General features: G+C 32.3%; 22 protein-coding genes. 13 read left to right on the top strand and 9 right to left on the bottom strand.

Annotation, left to right across the window (positions count from 1 at the left end; genetic code table 11):
• Nucleotides 1-12: 12 nt before the first annotated feature.
• Entirely contained in the window at nt 13-384 is a 372-nt protein-coding gene (gene rsfS / locus MK119_RS09975) for a ribosome silencing factor (protein ID WP_007096979.1), read from the bottom strand.
• A gap of 92 nt (nt 385-476) precedes the next feature.
• On the opposite strand from rsfS, the gene MK119_RS09970 reads away from it, so the two are divergent.
• Nucleotides 477-1,208: a biotin--[acetyl-CoA-carboxylase] ligase gene (locus MK119_RS09970; protein WP_290677800.1), complete on the top strand. Its 732-nt coding sequence runs from the start codon at nt 477-479 to the stop codon at nt 1,206-1,208.
• 279 nt (nt 1,209-1,487) lie between these two features.
• Here the strand turns inward: MK119_RS09970 and MK119_RS09965 are convergent, their stop codons facing one another.
• Together MK119_RS09965 and pyrE are read right to left on the bottom strand one after the other, a co-directional pair.
• A complete protein-coding gene (locus MK119_RS09965) occupies nt 1,488-1,880 on the bottom strand; it encodes an SRPBCC family protein (protein ID WP_290677797.1) in 393 nt (130 codons plus the stop codon).
• Nucleotides 1,881-1,903: 23 nt separating this feature from the next.
• Entirely contained in the window at nt 1,904-2,548 is a 645-nt protein-coding gene (pyrE, locus tag MK119_RS09960; RefSeq protein ID WP_290677794.1) for an orotate phosphoribosyltransferase, read from the bottom strand.
• 7 nt (nt 2,549-2,555) lie between these two features.
• Between pyrE and MK119_RS09955 the strand changes: the two genes are divergently transcribed.
• The gene (locus tag MK119_RS09955; protein WP_290677791.1) at nt 2,556-3,137 is read left to right on the top strand and encodes an NUDIX domain-containing protein; all 582 of its coding nucleotides are present in this window, start codon (nt 2,556-2,558) and stop codon (nt 3,135-3,137) included.
• 57 nt (nt 3,138-3,194) lie between these two features.
• On the opposite strand, the gene MK119_RS09950 is transcribed toward MK119_RS09955, so the two are convergent.
• Nucleotides 3,195-4,946 (bottom strand): M14 family metallopeptidase, encoded by a 1,752-nt coding sequence (locus MK119_RS09950; RefSeq protein ID WP_290677788.1) that lies wholly within the window; start codon nt 4,944-4,946, stop codon nt 3,195-3,197.
• Between the two features lie 231 nt (nt 4,947-5,177).
• On the opposite strand from MK119_RS09950, the gene MK119_RS09945 reads away from it, so the two are divergent.
• The 4 genes from MK119_RS09945 to MK119_RS09930 all read left to right on the top strand — a co-directional run bounded on the left by MK119_RS09945 (nt 5,178) and on the right by MK119_RS09930 (nt 13,504).
• Nucleotides 5,178-6,821 (top strand): SulP family inorganic anion transporter, encoded by a 1,644-nt coding sequence (locus MK119_RS09945; protein WP_290677786.1) that lies wholly within the window; start codon nt 5,178-5,180, stop codon nt 6,819-6,821.
• An 82-nt stretch (nt 6,822-6,903) separates the two neighbouring features.
• Nucleotides 6,904-9,123 (top strand): response regulator, encoded by a 2,220-nt coding sequence (locus MK119_RS09940; protein WP_290677784.1) that lies wholly within the window; start codon nt 6,904-6,906, stop codon nt 9,121-9,123.
• A gap of 28 nt (nt 9,124-9,151) precedes the next feature.
• Nucleotides 9,152-11,296: an ATP-binding protein gene (locus MK119_RS09935; RefSeq protein ID WP_290677781.1), complete on the top strand. Its 2,145-nt coding sequence runs from the start codon at nt 9,152-9,154 to the stop codon at nt 11,294-11,296.
• Between the two features lie 54 nt (nt 11,297-11,350).
• Nucleotides 11,351-13,504, top strand: a complete 2,154-nt coding sequence (locus MK119_RS09930) for a response regulator (RefSeq protein ID WP_290677778.1) — start codon at nt 11,351-11,353, stop codon at nt 13,502-13,504.
• On the opposite strand, the gene coaD is transcribed toward MK119_RS09930, so the two are convergent.
• Both coaD and MK119_RS09920 read right to left on the bottom strand, forming a co-directional pair.
• Complete coding sequence (gene coaD, locus MK119_RS09925; RefSeq protein WP_290677775.1) at nt 13,501-13,953, bottom strand: pantetheine-phosphate adenylyltransferase; 453 nt, start codon at nt 13,951-13,953, stop codon at nt 13,501-13,503. The two genes, MK119_RS09930 and coaD, sit on opposite strands and share 4 nt — an antisense overlap.
• 35 nt (nt 13,954-13,988) lie before the next feature.
• The gene (locus MK119_RS09920; RefSeq protein ID WP_290677772.1) at nt 13,989-14,969 is read right to left on the bottom strand and encodes a D-alanine--D-alanine ligase; all 981 of its coding nucleotides are present in this window, start codon (nt 14,967-14,969) and stop codon (nt 13,989-13,991) included.
• A 121-nt stretch (nt 14,970-15,090) separates the two neighbouring features.
• Here MK119_RS09920 and MK119_RS09915 point away from each other — a divergent pair, with 121 nt between their 5' ends.
• Both MK119_RS09915 and MK119_RS09910 read left to right on the top strand, forming a co-directional pair.
• Nucleotides 15,091-15,723 (top strand): PASTA domain-containing protein, encoded by a 633-nt coding sequence (locus MK119_RS09915; RefSeq protein WP_366512789.1) that lies wholly within the window; start codon nt 15,091-15,093, stop codon nt 15,721-15,723.
• Nucleotides 15,695-16,750, top strand: coding sequence for an RluA family pseudouridine synthase (locus MK119_RS09910; RefSeq protein WP_290677769.1), 1,056 nt, complete (start codon nt 15,695-15,697; stop codon nt 16,748-16,750). The genes MK119_RS09915 and MK119_RS09910 overlap by 29 nt, the downstream gene beginning before the upstream one ends.
• Before the next feature lie 131 nt (nt 16,751-16,881).
• On the opposite strand, the gene MK119_RS09905 is transcribed toward MK119_RS09910, so the two are convergent.
• Nucleotides 16,882-17,325 (bottom strand): hypothetical protein, encoded by a 444-nt coding sequence (locus MK119_RS09905; protein WP_290677766.1) that lies wholly within the window; start codon nt 17,323-17,325, stop codon nt 16,882-16,884.
• A gap of 262 nt (nt 17,326-17,587) precedes the next feature.
• On the opposite strand from MK119_RS09905, the gene MK119_RS09900 reads away from it, so the two are divergent.
• From MK119_RS09900 to MK119_RS09890, 3 genes are read left to right on the top strand one after another with little or no spacing between them, the layout of a single operon-like run.
• Nucleotides 17,588-18,244 carry a VOC family protein gene (locus MK119_RS09900; RefSeq protein ID WP_290677763.1) on the top strand — a complete coding sequence of 219 codons (657 nt, stop codon included), beginning with the start codon at nt 17,588-17,590 and terminating at the stop codon, nt 18,242-18,244.
• Nucleotides 18,245-18,274: 30 nt separating this feature from the next.
• Nucleotides 18,275-19,033, top strand: coding sequence for a peroxide stress protein YaaA (yaaA, locus tag MK119_RS09895; protein WP_290677760.1), 759 nt, complete (start codon nt 18,275-18,277; stop codon nt 19,031-19,033).
• Nucleotides 19,034-19,036: 3 nt separating this feature from the next.
• Nucleotides 19,037-19,744: a uracil-DNA glycosylase family protein gene (locus tag MK119_RS09890; RefSeq protein ID WP_290677757.1), complete on the top strand. Its 708-nt coding sequence runs from the start codon at nt 19,037-19,039 to the stop codon at nt 19,742-19,744.
• 4 nt (nt 19,745-19,748) lie between these two features.
• On the opposite strand, the gene MK119_RS09885 is transcribed toward MK119_RS09890, so the two are convergent.
• Entirely contained in the window at nt 19,749-19,955 is a 207-nt protein-coding gene (locus tag MK119_RS09885; RefSeq protein WP_290677754.1) for a hypothetical protein, read from the bottom strand.
• A gap of 34 nt (nt 19,956-19,989) precedes the next feature.
• Between MK119_RS09885 and MK119_RS09880 the strand changes: the two genes are divergently transcribed.
• A complete protein-coding gene (locus MK119_RS09880; RefSeq protein ID WP_290677751.1) occupies nt 19,990-20,145 on the top strand; it encodes a hypothetical protein in 156 nt (51 codons plus the stop codon).
• Between the two features lie 316 nt (nt 20,146-20,461).
• Entirely contained in the window at nt 20,462-22,402 is a 1,941-nt protein-coding gene (locus tag MK119_RS09875; RefSeq protein ID WP_290677748.1) for a hypothetical protein, read from the top strand.
• Nucleotides 22,403-22,453: 51 nt separating this feature from the next.
• On the opposite strand, the gene MK119_RS09870 is transcribed toward MK119_RS09875, so the two are convergent.
• Nucleotides 22,454-22,927 (bottom strand): phosphoesterase, encoded by a 474-nt coding sequence (locus MK119_RS09870; protein ID WP_366512788.1) that lies wholly within the window; start codon nt 22,925-22,927, stop codon nt 22,454-22,456.
• Between the last annotated feature and the right edge of the window lie 222 nt (nt 22,928-23,149).

The following is a 23,149-nucleotide window of genomic DNA, read 5'->3' as shown; positions in this document are numbered from 1 at the left end:
AAAATGTAATTTTTAATAATTTGCTTGAATAGAAGTTACTTTAGCATCTCCCCAAAGTCCTTCGATGTCATAAAACTCTCGTATGTGCTTTTGGAATACATGTACTACCACGTTTACATAATCCATTAGTACCCATTCAGCATTTTCTGCACCTTCTATGTGCCAAGGTTTGTCCTTAAGTTCTTTACTAACCATTTTTTGAACTGAACCTACAATGGCATTTACTTGAGTATTAGAGGTACCATTGCATATGATAAAGTAGTCACAAACTGTATTGTCTATTTCGCGTAAGTCTAAGATGGTGATATCATTTCCTTTTACTTCTTCTATCCCTTTTATGATGCCTGTAATCAATTGATCAGTGCTTACCTTAGTTTTTGTCATTCAATTATTTATATTTTATACAAAAGTATTACTTTTAAATGTTATTTGTAACTCCTTTATCATAAGAATATCTAAAGTTTTTTAAATATACGATGAAAATAATCAAACTTGATGCCATTGATTCAACAAACACTTACTTACGACAGCTTAGTTTGGATGAAAAATTAGATGATTTTACAATAGTCACTGCTGCAACTCAAACTTCTGGGAAAGGTCAAATGGGGACGAAGTGGATTTCCGAAAAAGGTAAAAACCTTACGTTTAGTGTGTTTAAAAAGGTTTCTTGTTTGGAAAATGAAGAACAATTCTACATCAGTATGGCCACTTCATTGGCAATTTATAACGCATTAAAGCATTTTCAAATTCCTAAATTGGCGATTAAATGGCCAAACGACATTTTGTCAGAGAATCAAAAAATATGTGGAATTTTAATTGAAAATGTCATACAAAATAGCAAAATGACAGCAGCTATTATCGGAATTGGCTTGAATGTGAATCAGACAGATTTTGATATAAATTTAAACGCTTCTTCCTTAAAAGAAATTACAGGAATTCATTTTGACTTAGATGAAGTGATGTTTCATATTGCTACACAATTAAAAAAATATGCAGCTTTGATTACAGAACGTTTTCTTGAAACACTTAAGTTAGAATATGAATCTTTGTTATTTAGAAAAAATAAACCTTCTACTTTTCAAAATATCAATGGTGAGTTTTTTATGGGCTTTATTCAGGGTGTTGCCGAAGATGGAAAACTCAATGTGCTCCTAGAAGATGAGATTGTGGCAGCTTATGATTTGAAAGAAATTAAGTTGATGTATTAGTTAGACTTGCTTTGCTTTTAGACATGTTAGATAGGTCTTTGCTAGAAGCAAAAAGACGTAGCAATTTGTTTGTCGTACTACGTATTCGTTCTTTGAAGCATGATATTTTCACGATTGTGTTTCGCAAAGACGAATCATGACAACATCGTTATAATAAGGGAATGTATCCTGATACCTTAGCAACGAATTTATCCTAAAGAAATATAAAATTGATAAAACAAAAAAGCTGAATAAGATTTCACTCATTCAGCTTTTAAAAGGATACTATATCTTATTAAATTATAATTTACTCATATTCTCAGCGAGTGTATTCACGAATTTGCTAATTGGTCCTTTGATCATCATAGACATCATTGGATTAAATTTCCCTTCAAACACTAATTGTGCGTCACTTTTTCCTTCTCCAGTTTCCTGAATGTTTCCAATAAGTGTAAAAGGTAATTTATCAGAAGCGGCACCTAAAACAACTTTGCTATTTGGTGTGCTTTCTTTTAATTTTAATATAATTTCTGGCATTCCTTTTAGGGCAAAAAGGAATTTTCCTTCTGCTAAAACTTCAAATTTACTAATGTTTTCAGGCATTAATTTTTCAAAATTTTCAACATTCGTCAAAAAATCGTAAAGCTCTTGAGGAGATTTGTTTACGCTTACTTTTGGGCTTTCTATGTTCATTGTTGTTATATTTCAGTAATTAATCAATTAGCATTCCAATTTGCAGGATCTTTTCGCCAATTTTGCAAGGTCTCTAGTTCTGCGGAAGTAATATAATTGGTGTCTAAGGCTTGTTCTAAAAGATTTTCGTAGTTGCTTAAGGTATGTAAATTGACACTAGCATTTTCAAAATTTTCTTTAGAAATATCAAAATTATACGAAAAAATGGCAACCATTCCTTTTACATTTACCTCAGCCGCATCTAATGCTTTAACGGCATTTAAACTACTTTTTCCTGTGCTAATCAAATCTTCTACCACGACAACATTTTGTCCTTTTTGAATTAATCCTTCAATTTGATTTTGTCGCCCGTGCTTTTTAGCTTCTGGTCTTACATACACAAAAGGAACTCCTAAATATTCAGCTACTAAAATTCCAATTCCAATAGCGCCAGTAGCCACACCAGCAATAACATCAGGCTTTCCGTATTCTTTATCAATGTGTTTTGCAAACTGTTCTCTCAGGTAATTTCGTATCGGTGGGAACGATAAAGTAATTCTATTGTCACAGTATATTGGCGATTTCCAACCTGATGCCCATGTAAAAGGTTCTTGTGGTTGTAATTTAATTGCGTTAATTTGCAACAATAATTCGGCAGTCTTTTTAGCTGTATTCTTATCAAAAATCATAATGCAAATGTATAAAGTTTTTATCAATGAGAAGCTTATTATTCTATCAAATGAAGTTCAAAAGAGTGAAATTTCCGACATTTATTTATTAAAAGATGTTGATTTAGAGTGGCTTATAGGAAGATTGAACGCTGGGAAAATAGATAAAGCGATACTTTATGACGATAATGGGGAAGAATTACTTCCTTTACTATGTACGAAGCTGCCTTTGGTAGAAGCGGCGGGAGGTTTGGTGAAAAATGATAAAGGCGAAACCTTGTTTATTTTTAGAAATGGAAAGTGGGATTTGCCAAAAGGAAAAACCGAAAAAGGTGAAAAAATTGAAGAAACTGCCATTAGAGAAGTGGAAGAAGAAACAGGAGTGAAAAATTTGGAGATTACAGATTTTTTAATGCAAACCTATCATATTTTCAGACGAAATGGTGAATATCGCTTAAAACTCACACATTGGTATCAAATGAAAACTGCGTATGATGGTGAGCTACTTCCTCAATTTGAAGAGGATATTATGGAAGTTGTTTGGAAAAATGATGCAGATGCTAAAATAGCACTTGAAAATTCTTATGAAAATATAAAGTTGTTATTCTAATCTGTACACTTCGGATCCGTTCAGTGTACAAATCAAAAAATATATACACAGAACAAATTATTTAAGAATTCTAAAAATAGGATAGCGTAAATGTGCTTTTTCGTAATGATTTGATTTTTTGTAAATCCATCGTAATTGCTGTGAAGCACTCTTTGCAAATTCTTTATCTCTAGCTTTTAATGTTTCAAACTCAGACTTCCAATCAGGATTTTTTTCCAATAATTCTTTGGCTTCATCTTCAAATACATAGGCAGAAAAACCTTCTTTTTGTTGTAAAATAGTATCAAAGAAATTCCAATTAAAAAACGAGTCAACAGCTTCAGGTTCTAGTGTTTCTAGCAAATAACGGAATGCAACTTGGTCTGTGTTTACGATGAAGTCACCTTGTTTGAAACCTATTTTTTGCAAGTTCTTAGTTACTTCTGTGTTGTAATGTGTATAATGTCCTTCAAACGGATTTGTATAAGTTTCAAAATCTTTGATATGGTAGACTTCTACATCAATAAGAGTATCGTTTTGAATTGTATTTAGGGTAACATTGTTTAGTTGTAAAAGCTCTATGATGTTGTGCCACCCTTGCGGAATTACATATGCCTTTGGAACAACAACTTCTTTGGTGGTCTTGAAAAAATTAAAATAATCAACCTCTTTTGTAAAAGGTTTTGTTTTGTCATATTTCAATCGCTTTTGACCAGTGACTTCACTTTCCACAAATGCACCTTCATACCCTTTAAAATTTAACACAGACTTTTGATCGCGGTCTAATGTCCATTGCACAGGATATGTTTTGGAGTTTAAAAAAGATTCGTGTGTTTTTTTACGAATGGATTTAATGTTTGCGTGCTGTTTGGTTTCTATGTTTTCAATCAATGCTTCCATTAATGCATAAGTTCCTTCTACACGCGGTTTATAGGGCTTTAGCATGTGGGTTTCAACCATTAAACCTAAAGTGTTAAATAAGGTAGTGTATCCCGTAGAATAACGCGGTGAATCCATAAATTGAGAAAATCCACTATCAGGCGTACGTCCATAAACATTTACATATGGCGTAATGTCCCAATTATTTTTTAACAATGTAGTTTCCAAATCGGGCATCATAGTATTATGAAGAAATTCGCCTGCTTCATGACCTAATTTGTTATGTTGTGTAAATAAGTGTGTCAAAGTATATTGGTAATCGGCACCATTACTCACATGATTATCTACAAAAACATCGGGTTGTACTTTGTGGAAAATTTCAGCAAAAGCTTTGGCGTTTCGGGTATCTGACTTTATAAAATCACGATTCAAGTCATAATTTTGGGCATTTCCACGAAAACCATACGCTTCTGGACCATTTTGATTGGCTCTTGTCCCTGAGTTTCGGTTCAAACTTCCACCAATATTATACACCGGAATCGTTGCAATAACTACATTTTTAGGCGCTTCTTTTTTTCCGCTAGCCAAATCGCGCATTAGCATCATTGTTGCATCAATTCCATCACTTTCTCCTGGATGAATTCCATTATTGACTAATAAAATGGTCTTCTCGTTTCGAATCGCATCAAAATCAAATTTGCCATCAGGGCTAAAGGTAACTAAATGCAAAGGTTTACCAGCATCTGTATTTCCGATCGCTTCTAAATTAATTTCATCATATTGTTCCGCTAAATTTTTATAAAAAGTAATCACTTCAGGATAGGTTGGTGTTTGTGTTCCTCCTGATTTTTCAAAAATAGTAGTGAAATCGTAGGTAGTTTTTATTTCTTTCTTTTCAGAATTGCATGAAATATAAATAGAAATACAAAAAATGAATAGCAGTTTTTTCATGAAAATGATTTTTGGCTTTTCAAACTTAGGTAAAAAAATAGAATAAATACCTCTGTAATGCGATGCATCATTTCCATTTAAAGAAAACTTTACAAATTCAACAATACATATTGTAATTGTTATGAAAAGCTTGTGATTCCTTATTTGATATTCTTAAAAACTTGCAGGACAAAATAATAGCTGTATTTTTGCCGCTTCTTATTTTTAGAAGAATCATAATAGCAAATTAGTATGACTGAGTTTATTAGAAAACGTGCGGCAAATGCCAAGAATGATATTTTAAGTGGATTGACGGTTGCTTTGGCTTTAGTGCCTGAAGCTGTTGCCTTTGCCTTTGTGGCAGGTGTTCCGCCAATGGTTGGTTTGTATGGAGCTTTTATGATGGGATTGATCACGGCAATTTTCGGTGGACGACCGGGAATGATTTCTGGAGCTACAGGAGCTATGGCAGTTGTAATGGTTGCTTTGGTAGCAAAAGGAAATGAATTAGGTTTGGAAACTGGAATTGAAGATCAAGGATTGATGTTTTTATTCATTACCTTATTGATGGTTGGTGTGATTCAAGCAGCAGCCGGCGCTTTTAAACTTGGAAAATTTGTTCGTTTGATTCCGCATCCTGTGATGATGGGATTTGTGAATGGTCTGGCGATTGTAATTTTTATGTCGCAACTAGAAATGTTTCCAACTATAGCACCTGAGGAAATTTCTTTTTGGTCAAATACGGGAGAATGGTTGAATTCATTATTCAATAATACTAGTTTTTTACTTATGCTTGGTTTGGTTGGATTGACCATGTTAATCATGTGGGGATTGCCAAAATTAACAAAGAAATTGCCAGAAGCTTTAATTGCTATTATTGTGGTTTCTGCGATTGTGATTTTAGGGAATATTGACGATGTAGCTACCGTAAAATCCTTTATTGTTGAAGGTAGTAATGGAGAGTCTACAGGACTAAAGGGAGGTTTGCCAACATTTCAATCAGGCATATTTTCTGCTGAATTGTGGTCATGGAGTAACTTATGGATTATGATGCCTTACGCGTTTATATTAGCAGCGATTGGATTGATAGAATCATTAATGACCTTAAACTTAGTGGACGAATTGACCGAAACACGTGGATATGGAAACCGCGAATGTTTGGCACAAGGTGGCGCTAATATTTTAAATGGACTTTTTGGAGGAATGGGAGGTTGTGCTATGATTGGACAATCAATTATCAATATAAAAGGTGGTGGACGTGGAAGACTTTCTGGAATTGTAGCGGCTGTTGCTTTATTGTGTTTTATTCTTTTTGCTTCTGGACTGATAGAACAAGTTCCTATTGCAGCATTAGTAGGCGTAATGTTTATGGTAGTAATTGGAACGTTTGCTTGGAGTAGTTTTAGAATTTTGAATAAAATACCTATTAGTGATGCTATTGTATTAATTGCGGTTTCATTAATTACGGTTTGGAAAGATTTAGCCGTAGCTGTTATTGCAGGTGTGATTATTTCTGCCTTGGTATTTTCTTGGGAAAACGCTAAACGTATTCGTGCACGTAAAAAAGTTTTGGAAGATGGAACAAAAGTATACGAGATTTTTGGACCATTATTCTTTGGAAGTATCCAAGCATTCAATAGTAAATTTGATGTAAAAAATGATCCGGATATAGTGGTGATTGATTTTATGGAATCGAGAGTTTCAGATCATTCTGCATTGGAAGCTATTTTTAACTTAACACAAAAATATGAAGCAGCTGGAAAACAATTACGCATCAAACATTTAAGTGAAGACTGTAAAGCCCTAATGATAAAAGCTTCACCTAAATTAGCAAATGTGATTGAAGATGCAGTTGATGATCCAAGATATTATGTAATGATGGATTTACAAAAATAATCTTATGTAAGTACCACTAAAAAGTAAAAAAGATAGCTAAATTTTGTATCTTTTGCCCTGATTATAGCCTACTTACTAAAACATGACTACCATACGAGTGTTATTACTGCTTATTGTCTTTGCTTCAACAATGCATGGACAGACTGAGAGCACCCAAAGCATAAGTAAGGATAGCATCATCAAACTTCAAATAGCAGCAAAAGAACTTTCCGTTAAGCGAAAATTCAGCAAAGCAATTACATATAGTGAACGTGCGTTAAAACAAGCAACACTTGTTGCAAACGACAGTTTAATAGCTGAAAGTTATCGAACATTTGGGATTGTCTATATTCGAATGAGTTTGGGTGATTTAGCAATTGAAAACTATAAAAATGCAGCATCGTATTACAAGCGTACAAACAATGAAAAAGGGTTGATGAAAATATATAATAACATAGGTTATTATCTATTTAGAAATGATCAGCCAGAAAAAGCAGAGGAACAGTTACGACTTAGTTTAGAACTCTCAAAAAAGTTTCCAAATGATGTTAGTTCTGTCTATCCAAAATATAATATTGGACAACTTTATTTAAGTCAAAAAGAATTCGAAAAAGCAGAAGATTGTTTTAATAAAGTAATTGCATTTTGTACAACAAACACAAACAATCTTTCAGAATCTAGAATCCTACCAACAGCTCATTATTTTATTGGACAAGCTTTATTTGGGCAAGAAAAAACAAGTGAGGCTGAAGCGCATTACAAAGAAGTAATTTCCATGAGTGATGTATCTAATAAACAACACTTGGAATTACTAGCATTAACTCATAAAGATTTAGCTGAAATCTATGCCAAGCAAGGACAAATGGAAGAAGAACTGGCAGCGCTAACAAAACATATTGAATCTTACGAGTTGTACAATTTGCACAAAAAAGAAGAGTTGCTTTCAGAAATTGTTTTGAAGTACGGAATTGATGAATATGAAGATCGTTTAGAGACTATTGAGAAAGATCAAGAAACAAAAGAAATTTATATTGAAAATTATCAAAAGTTGACAACCATTTTTGTTGTGATCTTGGTGATTTTGGTATTGTTAACAGGTGTTTTTTATCTGAATCAACGCGCAAGAGTTCGAACAAATGCATTGTTAAGTGGACAAAATAGGCAGTTGATTGAAGCAAAAAAGCAAATCGAAAATGTATCCAAAATTCGTGCAAACTTCTTTTCCTTAATCAGTCATGAGTTGCGTACACCTCTGTATGCTATCATTGGAATGACCAATTTATTGTTGTTAGAAAAACCAGAAAAATTTCAAGAACGGTATTTAAAATCGTTAAAATTTTCAGGAGAACATTTATTAGCTATTATCAATAATATTCTTCAAATGAATAAGATTGAAGCCAGTAAAATGGAAGCTATAGAAGAAAATATTGACTTGCAAAAAAATGTAAAAAATGTCATTACTTCAGTCAACTTTCTGGTAAAAGAAAACCGCAATAACATTGATGTCAAAATAGACGAAAGTATCCCAACGCAATTACTTGGTGATAGTTTAAAAATTTCTCAAATCTTATTCAATCTACTAGACAATGCGGTTCGTTATAATATGGAATCTAATATTCGATTAAAAATTAGTCAAATAGGAGAAACCAATGAAACCATTCGATTAAAATTTTCTGTAAAAGACAATGGTTTGGGCATTCCACAACAAAAAAAGCATGTTGTTTTCGAAAATCTTGAAAAAGGAATTGTATTGAGCGAAAACAATGGATATATAGACTTAGGTTTGGGATTAACAACGGTAAATAATCTATTAAAAGTATTAAAGTCAAAACTCCATTTGCGAAGTGTTTTAGATAGAGGGACAGAATTTTATTTCGAACTGGAATTGAAAAAAGTTTCGGTATCTGAAACAGAAGATGAAATTGTATTTGAAAATAAAACGTACAATTTTGAAGGCTTGAGTATTTTAATTGTAGACGATAATGCTGTAAATGGACTGTTGACACAAAAGATTTTGGAACGTCAACAAATAAATACTAAAGTTGTGCTAAGTGGGTTTTCTGCACTTGATATTATAGAAAAACAAGATTTTGATCTCATTCTAATGGACATGTTTATGCCGAAACTAAACGGTTTGGAAACTATTCAGAAAATTAGAGAAAACAATAACAATATTCCGATCATTCTATTGACAGCCATGGAAATTTCGGATGCCTATTCAAAAGTAGTTGATACAAAAATCAGTGGTGTCATCAGTAAGCCTTTTGAGCCTGAAATGTTGTACGATAAAATAGATTACGTAATACACAAAACAAGTGAATAAAAATTGTATACTAAATATTGTCATTTATATGTTTACTTGTATTCAATTGAACGCTCAAGAAGTATCCACAGATAGCATCTTTGCATTGAATAATACAGCATTTCATTTGGCGCGCGATTTTAGTTTTGGGAAAGCACTTTCATATAATTATATCGCCATACAACACTCAACAAATAATGAAGATGATATTGCATTGGCTAATTCTTATTACACGTTGGCTTTTACGTATAAACGAATGAAATATTTGGCTAAGGCTGAAAAATACTATGAAAAATCTCTAAAACTTCTTAAACAACTTGGTAACAAACACAAGATATCATTGGTATATCATGACTTAGTTCGGATGATGATACAACAAGAGAAATATAGAGAATGTCATCAATACTTAAAAAAAGGATATGCTATTGCTAAAACTACGCAAAAGGTAGAAGATATTTTATTATTAGATTGGGCTAAGATAGCTGTACTACAAGCGGAAAAGCGATATGGAAGCGTACTTAAGTTAGTTGCTGAGATGGAAGCACGAGTGAAAGCTTCTACTGATGATAAAGTCTTTTTTACAGCTCGAATGAACTATTTAGAGTTTACCAAAGGAGATGCGTATTATCACCTGGATGATTTTGATAATGCCCAAAAATTTCTAGAAAAACATATTTTAAACGAATATGTACATGTAAACGATCTAGCAACTTCGTACAAAATATTAGCTGAAATCTATAAGGTTAAAGGTGAAATTGATAAAGAAAAAGAAGCCTTATTGAGTTATCAAAAGAACTTAAAAAAAGGGTTAGATAAAGATCTAAATAGTTTAGAAGAAGAATTGTTAACAAATTATAGTTTAAGTAAAGATCAAATTAAGCTCGATGTTTTAGAAGAAAAAAACTACCAAAAAAGCATTATTGTTAACCGATTTAAAGTAGTAATAGTCATTATTGTCTTGTTGCTTTTGGGCTGCCTTTTCTTAGGTGCATTGATCATCAAAGCTATTTATAAAAAGATAAAAAGTAACAAGCTTTTAAGGATCAAGTACAATAAATTAGAAGAAGCAAAGTTGAAAGCAGAAATGACTTCAAAAACGAAGTCAAACTTTTTCTCCATAATGAGTCATGAATTGCGAACACCTTTGTATGCGGTTACTGGAATTACACATTTGTTGTTGGAGGAAAATCCAAGAGATTCACAACAGCAATATTTGAAGTCGCTAAAATTTTCGGGTGATCATTTGCTTTCATTAGTAAATAATATTCTACAAGCAAATAAATTGGAAGATAATACCATTACTATTGGTGCTTCTACATTTAACTTAAAGGCAAATATTGACAATATCATTAAATCATTTGACTTGTTGATAAAAGATCGTGAAAACGAACTTAATATCGCGTATGATACTGAAATTCCAGAATTATTAGTAGGTGATAGTTTGAAAATTTCTCAAATACTCATCAACCTTATTAGTAATGCCATTAAGTTTACGAAAAAAGGAACTATTCGTTTAAGTGTTGAAAAAGTTGACGAAACAGAGGAAGATGTACAATTACATTTTTGTGTGCAAGATACTGGAATCGGAATTCCGAAAGAAAAACAAGAAAAGGTGTTTGAAATGTTTTCGCAAAATCATGATGCGGTTAATGAAGAATATCAAGGTTCTGGTTTAGGATTGTCCATTGTAAAAAAGCTTTTAGAAGTTTATAACAGTGACATTCATTTACAAAGTAAAGAAAATGTAGGGACTACATTTACATTTGACATTCGTTTCCCAAAAGCAACTGAAAATATTGATTCAAATATCGAAATTCATATTGATGATATAGACTTTAGTCATCTAAAAATGTTGGTAGTTGATGATAATAAAATCAACCAGATGTTGACACAAAAGATTCTTTCTACTAAAAAGATCACTGCTGATATTGTTGCGAGTGGAGCAGAAGCAATAGAAGCTGTAAAGAACAATTATTACGATTTAATTTTGATGGATATTCACATGCCAGAAATGGACGGTTACGAAGCAACAACAGTCATTAGAAAATTCAATAAAAAAGTGCCAATTATAGCTTTTACGGCAGTTTCTTTGGATGATAGCTTGCCAAAAATTGTAAATTCGGGAATGAATGATATGATTATTAAACCTTTTGAAGCTCCACAATTATTTGCTTTGATTCAGAAATATATGTAGTTTAACAACTCTTAGTAGTTTTTTGCTGAGTATCATTTATTTAATTGAGTCAACATGAAATGGAACTATCTGAATAAAATATCAGTATTTTGGACTTTGTTTTTGCTTTTTACCGTGGCTGCCTCAGCACAAACTGATAAAAAAAAGCTGAGAGATAGTAGTGTTTTATTATTAGAAAAATCTTTTACTTTAGGTGAAAAATATCAACTGTCCGCTTCTCTCGATTATGCTCTCATTGCCCTAAAAAATGCCAAAGAACTACAAAATGATTCCTTAATAGCTAGAGGATATAATACGCTTGGTGTTACCTATGCAAGATTATTAGAAAGAGATAAGGCGTATGAATACATGCTCAAAGCGTCTAAAATTCAAGCCAAAATAAGCGACTCAATTCAGTTAGGGAGAACACTCAATAATTTGGGAATTCTTCATTACTACAAAAAAGAATATTCGGCGGCTTTACAACTGTTTGAAAGAGCATTAGCCATAGCTGATTTGAAAAATGATATTACTGTAGCAGCAGACCCATTATTCAATACTGGTAGGGTATATTTAGATCAACATAATGAAGAAAAAGCCATTTCCTTTTTTAATAAAAGTATTGAAATAAGTAAACAAATTCCACAACGCAAACGTAATTTAGCATACGGTCATTTACTATTGGGAAAAGCATTTTATAGACAAAAGCGATATAAAGAAGCTATTGAAAGTTTACAAAGAGCAGTTCGTATAAATGATGAAGAAGAATATTATGATTTGAATTCAAAATCATACGAGATATACTATAATATTCATAATGAACAAAATGATTTAGTCAAAGCTAATGACGCTCTTTTACAACATATATTTTATGAAAAGAAGAGTTATGAAGTGGAAAAAAATACCACTGCTGAACGCTTAAAGTTAGTCTATAAAATACAAGAAGGGGAGGAAAAAATGTCTATTGTTGAAAACGAAAAAAAACAACAGGCACGAACCATTCAAAAATTTAAAATACTAACATTCGTCATCATCGCATTATTGATTTCAGTACTTATCATAGTATATCAGTTGTATAAAAAGAAAAATGAACTTGCTTTAGCAAAACAAAAAACGGAGCAAGCTTCTCAGATCAAAGCAAACTTTTTTTCTATAATATCGCATGAGTTACGAACTCCATTGTATGCAGTTATTGGATTGTCAGATATTCTATTAAAAGAAAATCCTAGGGTAGATCAAGAAGAGTATTTAACATCATTAAACTTTTCAGGAAAACACCTATTAGCTTTGATTAATAATGTATTACATATCAATAAAATTGATGCTAAAAAAATAGAAATTGAATCTGTTTCATTTGATTTAAGAACTTTAATTAGTGATATTGTTGATTCCTTGCGGACTTCGATTAACGATAACGGAAATAAGATAGTCATCACTTTAGATGAAAGCATTCCTAAAAAAGTAAAAGGAGATTCTTTAAAAATATCTCAAATACTCATCAACCTCATTGGAAATGCTATAAAATTTACAAAAAACGGAGACATTACAATTTCAGTAAAAAACGTAAAGGAAACGAGCGATGCTATGGAATTGTTTTTCAGTGTAGTTGATAATGGAATAGGAGTTTCCAAAGAAAAACAAAAAATAATTTTTGATGACTTTTCACAAGAATCCATGCAAGTAAATCGTAAATATGGTGGTACGGGATTAGGATTGGCAATCGTAAAAAAACTATTAACGATTTTGGATAGTGATATAAAAATTGAAAGTGAAGAGGGAAAAGGTTCTATATTTTATTTCTATTTAACATTGAAAAAAGACTTTGCGGAACCAGAAATTGAGAAGAAAGAAAATCATGATATTTTAAAAGGGCTCAAGATATTAATCGTTGATGACAATAAAATCAATCAATTACTAACACAAAAAATACTTACCAAAAAGGAAGCCGTTTGTAGGATTACAAATAATGGCTTTGATGCAATTAAAAAACTACAAGAAGAGATATTTGATGTGATACTGATGGATATTCACATGCCTGAAATGGACGGATATGCAACGACACGAGAAATACGACGATTCAATTCAAAAATTCCAATTGTTGCTTTAACAGCAACTACTTTAGAAGATACCGCAGAGAAAATAAAATCTGCAGGAATGAACGATTATATTTCAAAACCATTCGTCACAGAAGAATTTTACGCAAAAATATCTGAAGTCGCTTCCAGTTAAACACGAACGGTATCTGGAACTAACAATGTATAGTCTCCATTGTGGCGAATAACTTCACGAACAATAGAAGATGAAATATAAGAAGTGCTAGCAGCAGTTAGTAAAAAAATAGTTTCTATCGGAGCTAAATCACGATTGGTATGCGCAATGGCTTTCTCAAACTCAAAATCAGCAGGATTTCGCAATCCACGTAAAATAAAATCTACATTGTGTTTTAGGCAAAAATCTACAGTTAAACCTTCATAGGTAACTACTTTCACTTTCGGTTCATCCTCAAAAGAATCTTCAATAAATTTCTTTCGCTGCTCCAACGTAAACATATACTTCTTTGCAGAATTGACACCAATAGCAACAATAACCTCATCAAATAATGTGATGCCGCGTTTTATAATATCGTAATGTCCTAACGTAATGGGATCAAAAGATCCTGGGAAAATAGCTCGTTTCATTTTATATAGATCTGTGTAAAAACAATGACAAGGTACTACTTTTTAGCTAAAGCCAGCGCAACAGCATTACCAAATAAATCTTCAAGAGAAATTCCAGCTTCTATGGCTTGCTGCGGTAAAATACTTTCTTCGGTCATTCCAGGAACTGTATTTACTTCTAACAAATAAGGTTCGTCATCTTTAAAAATAAATTCACTTCGCGAAAAGCCTTCCATTTTTAGAATTTTATAAATGCTTTTCGCTACTTTAGAGACTTTCTCTGTGAGTTCCGGAGAAATTCGAGCAGGTGTAATTTCTTGTGATTGTCCTAAATACTTAGCTTCATAATCAAAGAAATCATTTTCAGAAACAATCTCTGTAACAGGCAATACAGTAACAGTTCCTCTATAATTAATAACACCAACAGAAACTTCTACACCATCCAAAAATGATTCAATAATAATTTCATCATCTTCCTTAAAAGCGACATCAATTGCATTTTGTAACATTGAAATTTCATGTACTTTAGAAACTCCAAAACTACTTCCAGCTTTATTTGCTTTTACAAAACAAGGCAAGCCAACTGTATCAACAATCGCAGTTTCATCAACAGTATCACCAGTATTCAAATAATAGGAAGTGGCACATTTGATTCCGTAGGGTTTCAAAGTAGACAATAAATCACGTTTATTAAAAGTCAAGGCAGCTTGGTACATTCCACAACTCGTGTGCGGAATTCCTAAAAGTTCCAAATATCCTTGCATATATCCATCTTCGCCTGGCGTTCCATGAATAGCATTAAAAACACAATCAAAAGTAATTTTGGTGCCGTCAATAATTAGAGAAAAATCATTTTTATCTATTGGGAATTCTTTGTTATCAGTAGTAACACATACCCATTTTTCTCGAAAAATATGTACTTTATATGGATTGTACAGTGTTTTATTTAAATGTGTGTACACAACATTTCCAGTTTTTAATGAAATGGCGTATTCACTGGAATAACCGCCCATAATGATCGCTATATTTTTCTTCATTTTTATAAGAAATAACTCAAATAAACGTTATAAAAACGAAAGTAAATGTATTTGAGGACAAATCAAAGTAGAATATTAGTAATAATAGTATGTATATTTGTCCCATAAAAACGTAGTAGAGATGAATTTTTTAAAAAAGCTTCTAGGAGCAATCAAAGTCTTTTTTGAGCGAGTTCCATTAATGAAAGTAATTTTAAAACAACTAGGAATTGCTGTTGTAATTATTATCATTTTGGTTTTTCTAATCACAAAATGGTTAAATGTTTCAACTAATCATGGAGAATTTAAAACCGTTCCTGATTTGGCGAAGCTTTCTTTTGAAGATGCCAAGGCTAAACTAGAAGAGAATGAATTAAATTATTTCATACAAGATACGATTAACTATAATCCTGATTACCCTGCGTTTTCTATTATTGAACAGCATCCAAAAGCAGGAAAAAAAGTAAAAGAAGGACGTAAAATCTATTTAAAAATTAATCCTTCTAAGTATAGAGAAGTGTCGGTTCCGCACGTAATTCAAATTACAAGAAGAACTGCTGAATCTACCTTGAAGGCTGTTGGATTTAAAGTAGAAAAAGTTACCTACAAAGATAATATTGGAAAAGACATGGTTTTGGGAATGAAATACAAAGGTAAAGACATTAAGCCTAATGATAGACTTCCAAAAATGTCGAAAATAGAATTGATACTTGGAAATGGAAAAAGACCAGATCAAAGTAGTACTGATGAAAACGATAACGATGCAGGAGAATAATTTTCCACAACCACAAGAAGAATCCGAAGACTTATACGAACACTATTCTTTTACTGCCGAAAAGGGACAACAACCTTTACGTGTAGATAAGTATTTGATGAATTTTATAGAAGGTGCTACGCGAAATAAGATTCAGCAAGCTGCCAAAGATGGCAATATTTATGTAAATGATAAACCTGTAAAATCTAATTACAAAGTCAAAGGAAACGATGTTATTAAGGTTTTATTTGCATATCCACCATACGAGAATTTATTGGTAGGAGAAAACATTCCGATTGATGTAGTCTATGAAGATGATGATTTATTAGTTGTAAACAAACCTGCAGGAATGGTAGTACATCCAGGTCATGGAAACTACTCAGGAACCTTGATTAATGCACTCATATATCATTTTGACAATCTTCCAAAGAACTCAAATGAACGTCCAGGCTTGGTCCACAGAATTGATAAAGATACGAGTGGACTTTTGGTAGTTGCGAAAACAGAAGAAGCAATGACGCATTTGGCAAAGCAGTTCTTTGATAAAACTTCGGAACGAATCTATTATGCACTTGTTTGGGGAAATGTGGAAGAAGATGAAGGTACGGTAGAAGGGAATATTGGTCGTCATCCAAAAAACAGACTGCAAAATACGGTATATATAGGCGATGATGCCGAGAAAGGAAAACCAGCTGTAACACATTACAAAGTCATTGAACGATTTGGTTATGTAACTTTAATTTCATGTCAACTAGAAACTGGTCGTACACATCAAATTCGTGTTCACATGAAACATATTGGTCATACACTTTTCAATGATGAACGCTATGGAGGCGAACGTATATTAAAAGGAACTACCTTTTCAAAATACAAACAATTCGTAGAAAATTGCTTCAAGATTTTACCACGACAGGCATTGCATGCAAAAACACTTGGTTTTATTCATCCAACCACAGGAGAGAAGATGAGTTTTAACTCGGAAGTACCACAAGATATCACAGATTGTGTTGAGAAATGGCGTAACTATGCCAAGCACATAGATATGTAATGTTTTTGGGTGCTTGGTATTGGTTTTTCGGATAATAATATAGCGGTGTTTTACTGTAGCGAAAACAATTTAACTAAGTTGTCTAAGAGATTCTTGCAATCTAAAAAAGTAGATTGTGAGCGAAGTTAAAATCACTTTTTTACCTCAAACATCAAGGATTTCTTCTTAAAATCAAGTTGAATTTGATTGTATTTTTTTCGTTTGATATAATTCAAATCTTTCTTCGAGATTTCAAAACTAATCTGAGTCAACCAACGATTGAAAAGATCAGAGAATTCAGAGTTTACTTCTTTGTTGTCAGATTCTAAAGTCAATTCAGTATCACCTAAAAACGTTAAACTAACTCCTTTAAAGGTTTTAATCTTAGTGGTATCTAAAACGATCAATTCCATAAACACATAACCATTCAATTCTTGAATTCCAGCCCACATTCCACCAGCTTCAGAAGCAGCAAGTTGCTCACCTGGAATTTGTTTTATTTTTTCAGCAGTTAAAGGCTCATTATAAGCTCGGTCAGTTGCTTTTGAACTTCCCATACGAGCCAATACTTTATCAACGGATTTGAATAGTTTCATCTGTCTAAATTTTAGGCGCGCAAGATAGTATTTTTTATGAAGTTGAGAAGCTTTTAATAAGCTAATGTGGTAATTTTGAATACTAAATTATGGCTTCGGTAAGCTTAGTGTAAACAAATTGACAAAGTTGTGAAATTCAAGAGTTAATGTTTTTAGATTATGAGATCTCTTTAGAAGTCAACATAAACAAAGCTTATTTTAATATAAAATATAACTTTTTAAATCACGCTAAAAAACACGTCAAAAACCGTAATTTTAACCTATGAAAATTAGCGAATTAACTCTTTTTACAACGAATTTAGAAGCACAAAAGCATTTCTACACACAAGTGCTTGAATTGCCTTTGGTAGCTTCAGATGCGGAAAAATTTACTGTAAAAATGGGCGTTTCTTCTTTAAGTTTTGTAAAATCAGAACGCATACATCCTGCACATTTTGCTATTAATATTTCTTCGTATAAAATTCAACAAGCATTGCAATGGATTCAAAAGCGTACCAATATTTTATTGTGCGAAGGTGAAGCTATTGCAGATTTCTCTAATTGGAATGCTGAAGCCTTATATTTTTATGATAAAGATGGAAATATTGTCGAATTTATAGCAAGAAAAGATTTGGACATAATCAATACGCATCTTTTTTCGACTGCAGATATCTTGAATATAAGCGAAATTGCAATTGTATCTACTGATAATGAAGCCATCTATCATCAGTTATATGAGATGCGACCAATTGAAGTGTACGATGGTAACTTTGAACGATTCTGTGCACTTGGGAATGCAGAAGGATTGTTCATTCTTGTCAATAACACAAAGAAAAAATGGTATCCAACCTCAGAAGAAGCTTATCCAGCTGATTTTTATATAAAAGGCGATTATAATTTTGCTTTTATAAACGGAGCAATAATCACAGAAAAAGTGTAAATTTAACATCCTAAAAACGAAAAAGATAAAATGAAGATTGTTATCTCACCAGCAAAGTCCCTAGACTTAGAAAGTAGTATTCCAACAGAAAAATATACAGAAGCTTGTTTTTTAAAAGAAGCAGAGCGTTTGAGTAAAATTTTAAAGAAAAAATCTCGAACAAGTTTATCAAAATTGATGCATATTTCTGATGCTTTGGCAGATTTAAATTACCAACGAAATCAGGAATGGGCATTGCCATTTACACCAGAAAATTCGCGACCAAGTATCTATACATTTAGCGGAGCTGTTTTTCAAGGTTTAGATGCGTTTTCGCTTCCTGAAGATAAAATTGATACACTACAAGGTACGTTGAGAATTTTATCAGGACAATACGGATTGCTAAAACCATTAGACTTAATGCAACCGTACCGTTTGGAAATGGGAACCAAACTTCCTGTCGGAAAAAACAAAAACTTATATGAATTTTGGAAAAAGAAAATCACCACGCAACTAAATAATGAATTGGAAGATGGTGAATTGTTTGTAAACTTAGCTAGTAACGAATATTACAAAGCCGTAGATGAAAAAGCACTCAAAGTACATGTAATTACGCCAATTTTTAAGGATTACAAGAACGGCGAAAACAAAACCATTATGACGTATGCGAAATTAGCTAGAGGATACATGACACGTTACATTATTGACACTGATGCCAAAACTATTGATGATTTAAAAGGATTTAACCTAGAAGGATATGGCTTTAGTGAAGAACTATCTAATGGTAATGAATTAGTGTTTACGCGCTAGGATATGTTTTTTCATAAACATCCATACAAACCTTTTATTCAACCTGATACAGAAAAATTAATGGTAGGCACCTTACCGCCACCACGTTTTTCTATGGGAGAATTACTCGAAAAAGATGTCAATTTCTGTTACGGAAGTTATTACAATTCGTTGTGGTTATTTATTGATAAAATATACAATTTGAAGTTGCGGTATGACAATTCGCAAGAAGCAATTGATCAGCGAAAAGAATTCTTCATACAACATAAAATTGGCGTGTGTGATATTGTAGATAGTTGCGAACGCCAAAAAATTGATGCTTCCGACTTGGGTATGGAAAACATACAATTGCGAAATCTTATTGGATATTTACAGCAATACCCGAGCATTCATACCATTCTCTTTATTGGAGGAAATTCTAAAAACGGACCAGAATACTTTTTTCGTAAACATATCAAACGATACAATTTAAAACTAGAAGTGGTTTCTAATACTGTACCTAGAATTCATCAATTTGATTTAAATTTAGTAGAAAATAAATATAATTCAGAATTTGCATTGAGCGGAGTCGAAATGCAATCTAGATGGATCAAAACTGTTTCTTTGACTTCTTCTTCAGGAGCAGCCAATCGTGCTATAGGAAGCATTCCTCTGTATAAAAAACACAAAAAAGAAAACCCGAAATTCACAACATTTGATTTTCGGGTCTTACAATATAAAGAGTTTTTTTAGGATGCTATAGTTTTGACTGTAAGTGCTTTTCTAGCTTTCCTTTTTTCTTTAATTTTTTATAACGCTCTATAGTCTTTATTTTTCCTGTCGTCTTTTTGTTGGCATTATAAAATGCAATCACACTTTCTATTCCACGAATATTTCCTTGCAACTCGTTTTTATAATCATTGTTTTCAATACAATAAGAAGCCCAACCAGCTAAGTAAATCATAAATGATTCAGGCGATTCTTCTATAAATGTAACAATGTCTGCATTAATATTAAATGTAATACTTGGCGTTCCTTCAAACCATTTAAGTAAAAATGCATTTCCTTTTGCACGTTTATCTGCTTCAGTATTGATAGGTGTTTCAATAAGCCATTTTGTTGCCGCAACGACATCTTGTTCATACTTAGCATAATCTTCTGCTTTTTCAAGTACGTAATTTTGAACTTTGAATTCTTGTGCTTGAATAGTAGTAAAAGAAAAGTAGTACTGCTAGAGTAAATATTTTTTTATCATAATAAAGTTTTAATGTACTCAAGTATATGAAAACTATCTGATTAAAAAATAGGTGCAAAAATCACATTTTATTTGATCGATTTTCAAGCGTCAAAAAAAACTTGAAAATGCAAGAGTCCCTGTGTTTCCTGTAGTTGCAGCGTGTTTGATGCCAAATTTTTCATCACACGAAAGCGATAAATTATCTTTGTAAGAGATAAAAATAAAATATAAAAATGATGAAAAAAACACTTAAATTTTTATTGTTAGCGTTTAGTTTTTTATGCTTTAATAGCGTATTGGCAAATGCAACAATGACACACAAAATGGAATCTGTAACGAATGAGTATGCAGTCCTTCCATCTAATTTTGATTGGTCGGAGGCAGCTTCTTTCTCTCCTAATATTGTATGGGTGATTCGTTCTGATTTTGACTTAGGAGGAATTACAGTAAATATGCCTGTAAACGTGACACTTCAATTTGAAGGTGGTACACTTTCAAATGGTACTTTACGAGGAAATAATACCAAAATTGAAGCGCCATTAGTTCAAATTTTTGAAACTTCCATACTATTATCTAGTACGTTTGTATATGATACATTTTATCCAGAATGGTATGGAGCTAAAGGAGATCTTTCTGTAGATGATTATGCGGCAATCAATGCAGCGTGTCAAAATGCAAATCATGTGACATTATCTCAAGAATATTTAATGGCAACAGATCAACGAGTTCTTGTAGATAGAACAGGAGATTTTACTTTACTTGGTTATGGAAGCTTAATTACAAATACTACGACTCAGCATATTGATGTTGAAATATTTCAATTTTTGAATTTAGACACTTTGACAATCAAGGTAATTACTATTAATGGTCAGCAGAAGATGGCAAATGCTATTCGAGTTGATAATATTGATGCAGTAACTTTTAAAGATATTACTATTTCAAATTTGTTAAATATTAATAGTAGTTACAGAGCTACAGGAATACAAGTGTTTGTTAGAGATGGTAGCGTTGTATATGGTGATAATTTATATATCTCTGAAATTGGTGGTGGACAAAATGATTCTATTAATGTAGGTGTAGGAATTGCACGTGCTTTGTATTATAATATCAATCATCCAGATACGATTGTAGCTCCAAGAAAAACAAAAATTACGATGACCAATTCAGTTTTTGAGTGGGTATATGGAGATGATGGTGATGTAATTGATATTATAGATGAAGATTATATTTCGGATGCAGCACATCGCTTTATTTTTGATAATTGTACGATTCGTTATGCTTCTCGTAGATTGGTCAAAGGTTCTGCAAGTGGAATTCAATACTACAACTGTAAGTTTGATAGTGCTAGTGAAGCAGAATTACTTGCTAAAATGGGTGGCGTTATAGGACCAGAACCTTCAGGAGGTGTAAACTTTAGAAATGCAAGTCCATTAACGCAGCCTAATTTTAGGAACATGCACGGTAAAATGATCAATTGTGAATATCGAAACTCTGGGAACTTTAATATTGATTCAGGTACTATCTTGATTGCTGCTTATACAGACGGTGTGGAAATCAGAGGCAACCAATTTTATGATACATACCTGAGATTTCAAGATACGGCTACTAATTTTAAAGTTATAGGGAATAGCTTTTACAATGCTAATATAGAATTAAATGTACCTGATTGGGATATCGATTTAACTCATATCGATTCAGAAAATGAAGGAGAAAGAGAGTCAATTGAATGGAAAAGATCTTATATTACAGATAATTATGGACGTTATGATAACTTAACTGGAGCATATCCAGCATTGATTAACTCTAAAAATAATATTGTAGCATTGACAGTCAGAAACAACAAAGTTTTTTCAGATGAAAATGTGGGAACAACAGTGAACTTTTTTGGACTTATTCGTCATGTGACAGATGGAACTGCAACTCAGGTATACGTTTCAAATAATGAAATAGTTCGTATGGATACTCCTAGAAATGAATTTATGATAAGCTTAAGGGAGTGGGATGAAACTTGTAAAATTTTTGACAATTTTAATAATAGAATTGGGAATGAAAGCGCAGGTTTTCTAGGAACATATCCTAATGCAGGGTATAATTTTTCTCCAGCAACAAATTTCAACGGAGTATCGTGGGGTAACGTGAACGGAAACGGAGATCCAACTTCAAACACTAATTAAATTCGAATAAAAAAAACCTCCAAAAAATGATTTTGGAGGTTTCTATTTTTATCATCGATTTCCTTTTTTAAAAGGAGGTTTCCAATTCTTGGTTTTCATGATTGCTTTGACTTCTTCGTAGGATAACGGATAAAAGTCGTGACAATCTACACCAATGTCAAAAGACAAATAAGCGTCAATATCTGGCAATGTTCCATGTGAGTGTCCGTATAAATGATAACTTCCCCAATGTGAAGCATTCCATTCCCTCAACGCATAATGGAATAATACGATTAGTTGTTCTCCGCGTTCAAATTCGTCATCTTTTACAACCAATTCAAAATAGTCTTTAATCCATTCAAATCGTGAGTGGCAGGCTTGTGCAGATTTCTCATGATTTCCATTGATGAGGTAAATTTTACCATTCAATCGATCTAAAATCTTTCTCAATTTACCAGAAGAAGAAAGTCCCACATCTCCTAAATGATATACTTCGTCTTCGGGTTGTACTTTTTCATTCCATCGTTGGATCAATATTTCGTCCATTTCATCAACATCTGCAAACGGACGCTCTGAAAATTTTAGAATGTTTTTATGTCCAAAGTGATGGTCTGAAGTAAAAATATATTTTTCATTTTTAATAATTTTTAATTCATAATTGTTTTTAAATTTCGCTTGTTATTGAAACGAATGTTTCAACTTTGGACGCATCGAATTACATTTTTCTAGTTTTAAAAGTTTTCATCATTTTTAATATTAAGTGGCAAA

It is taken from the genome of Kordia sp. (assembly GCF_022447245.1).
In the GTDB taxonomy this organism is placed as follows: domain Bacteria; phylum Bacteroidota; class Bacteroidia; order Flavobacteriales; family Flavobacteriaceae; genus Kordia.
The sequence above is the reverse complement of the archived record's forward strand: the minus strand, read 5'-3'. Positions and strand labels throughout refer to the sequence as shown.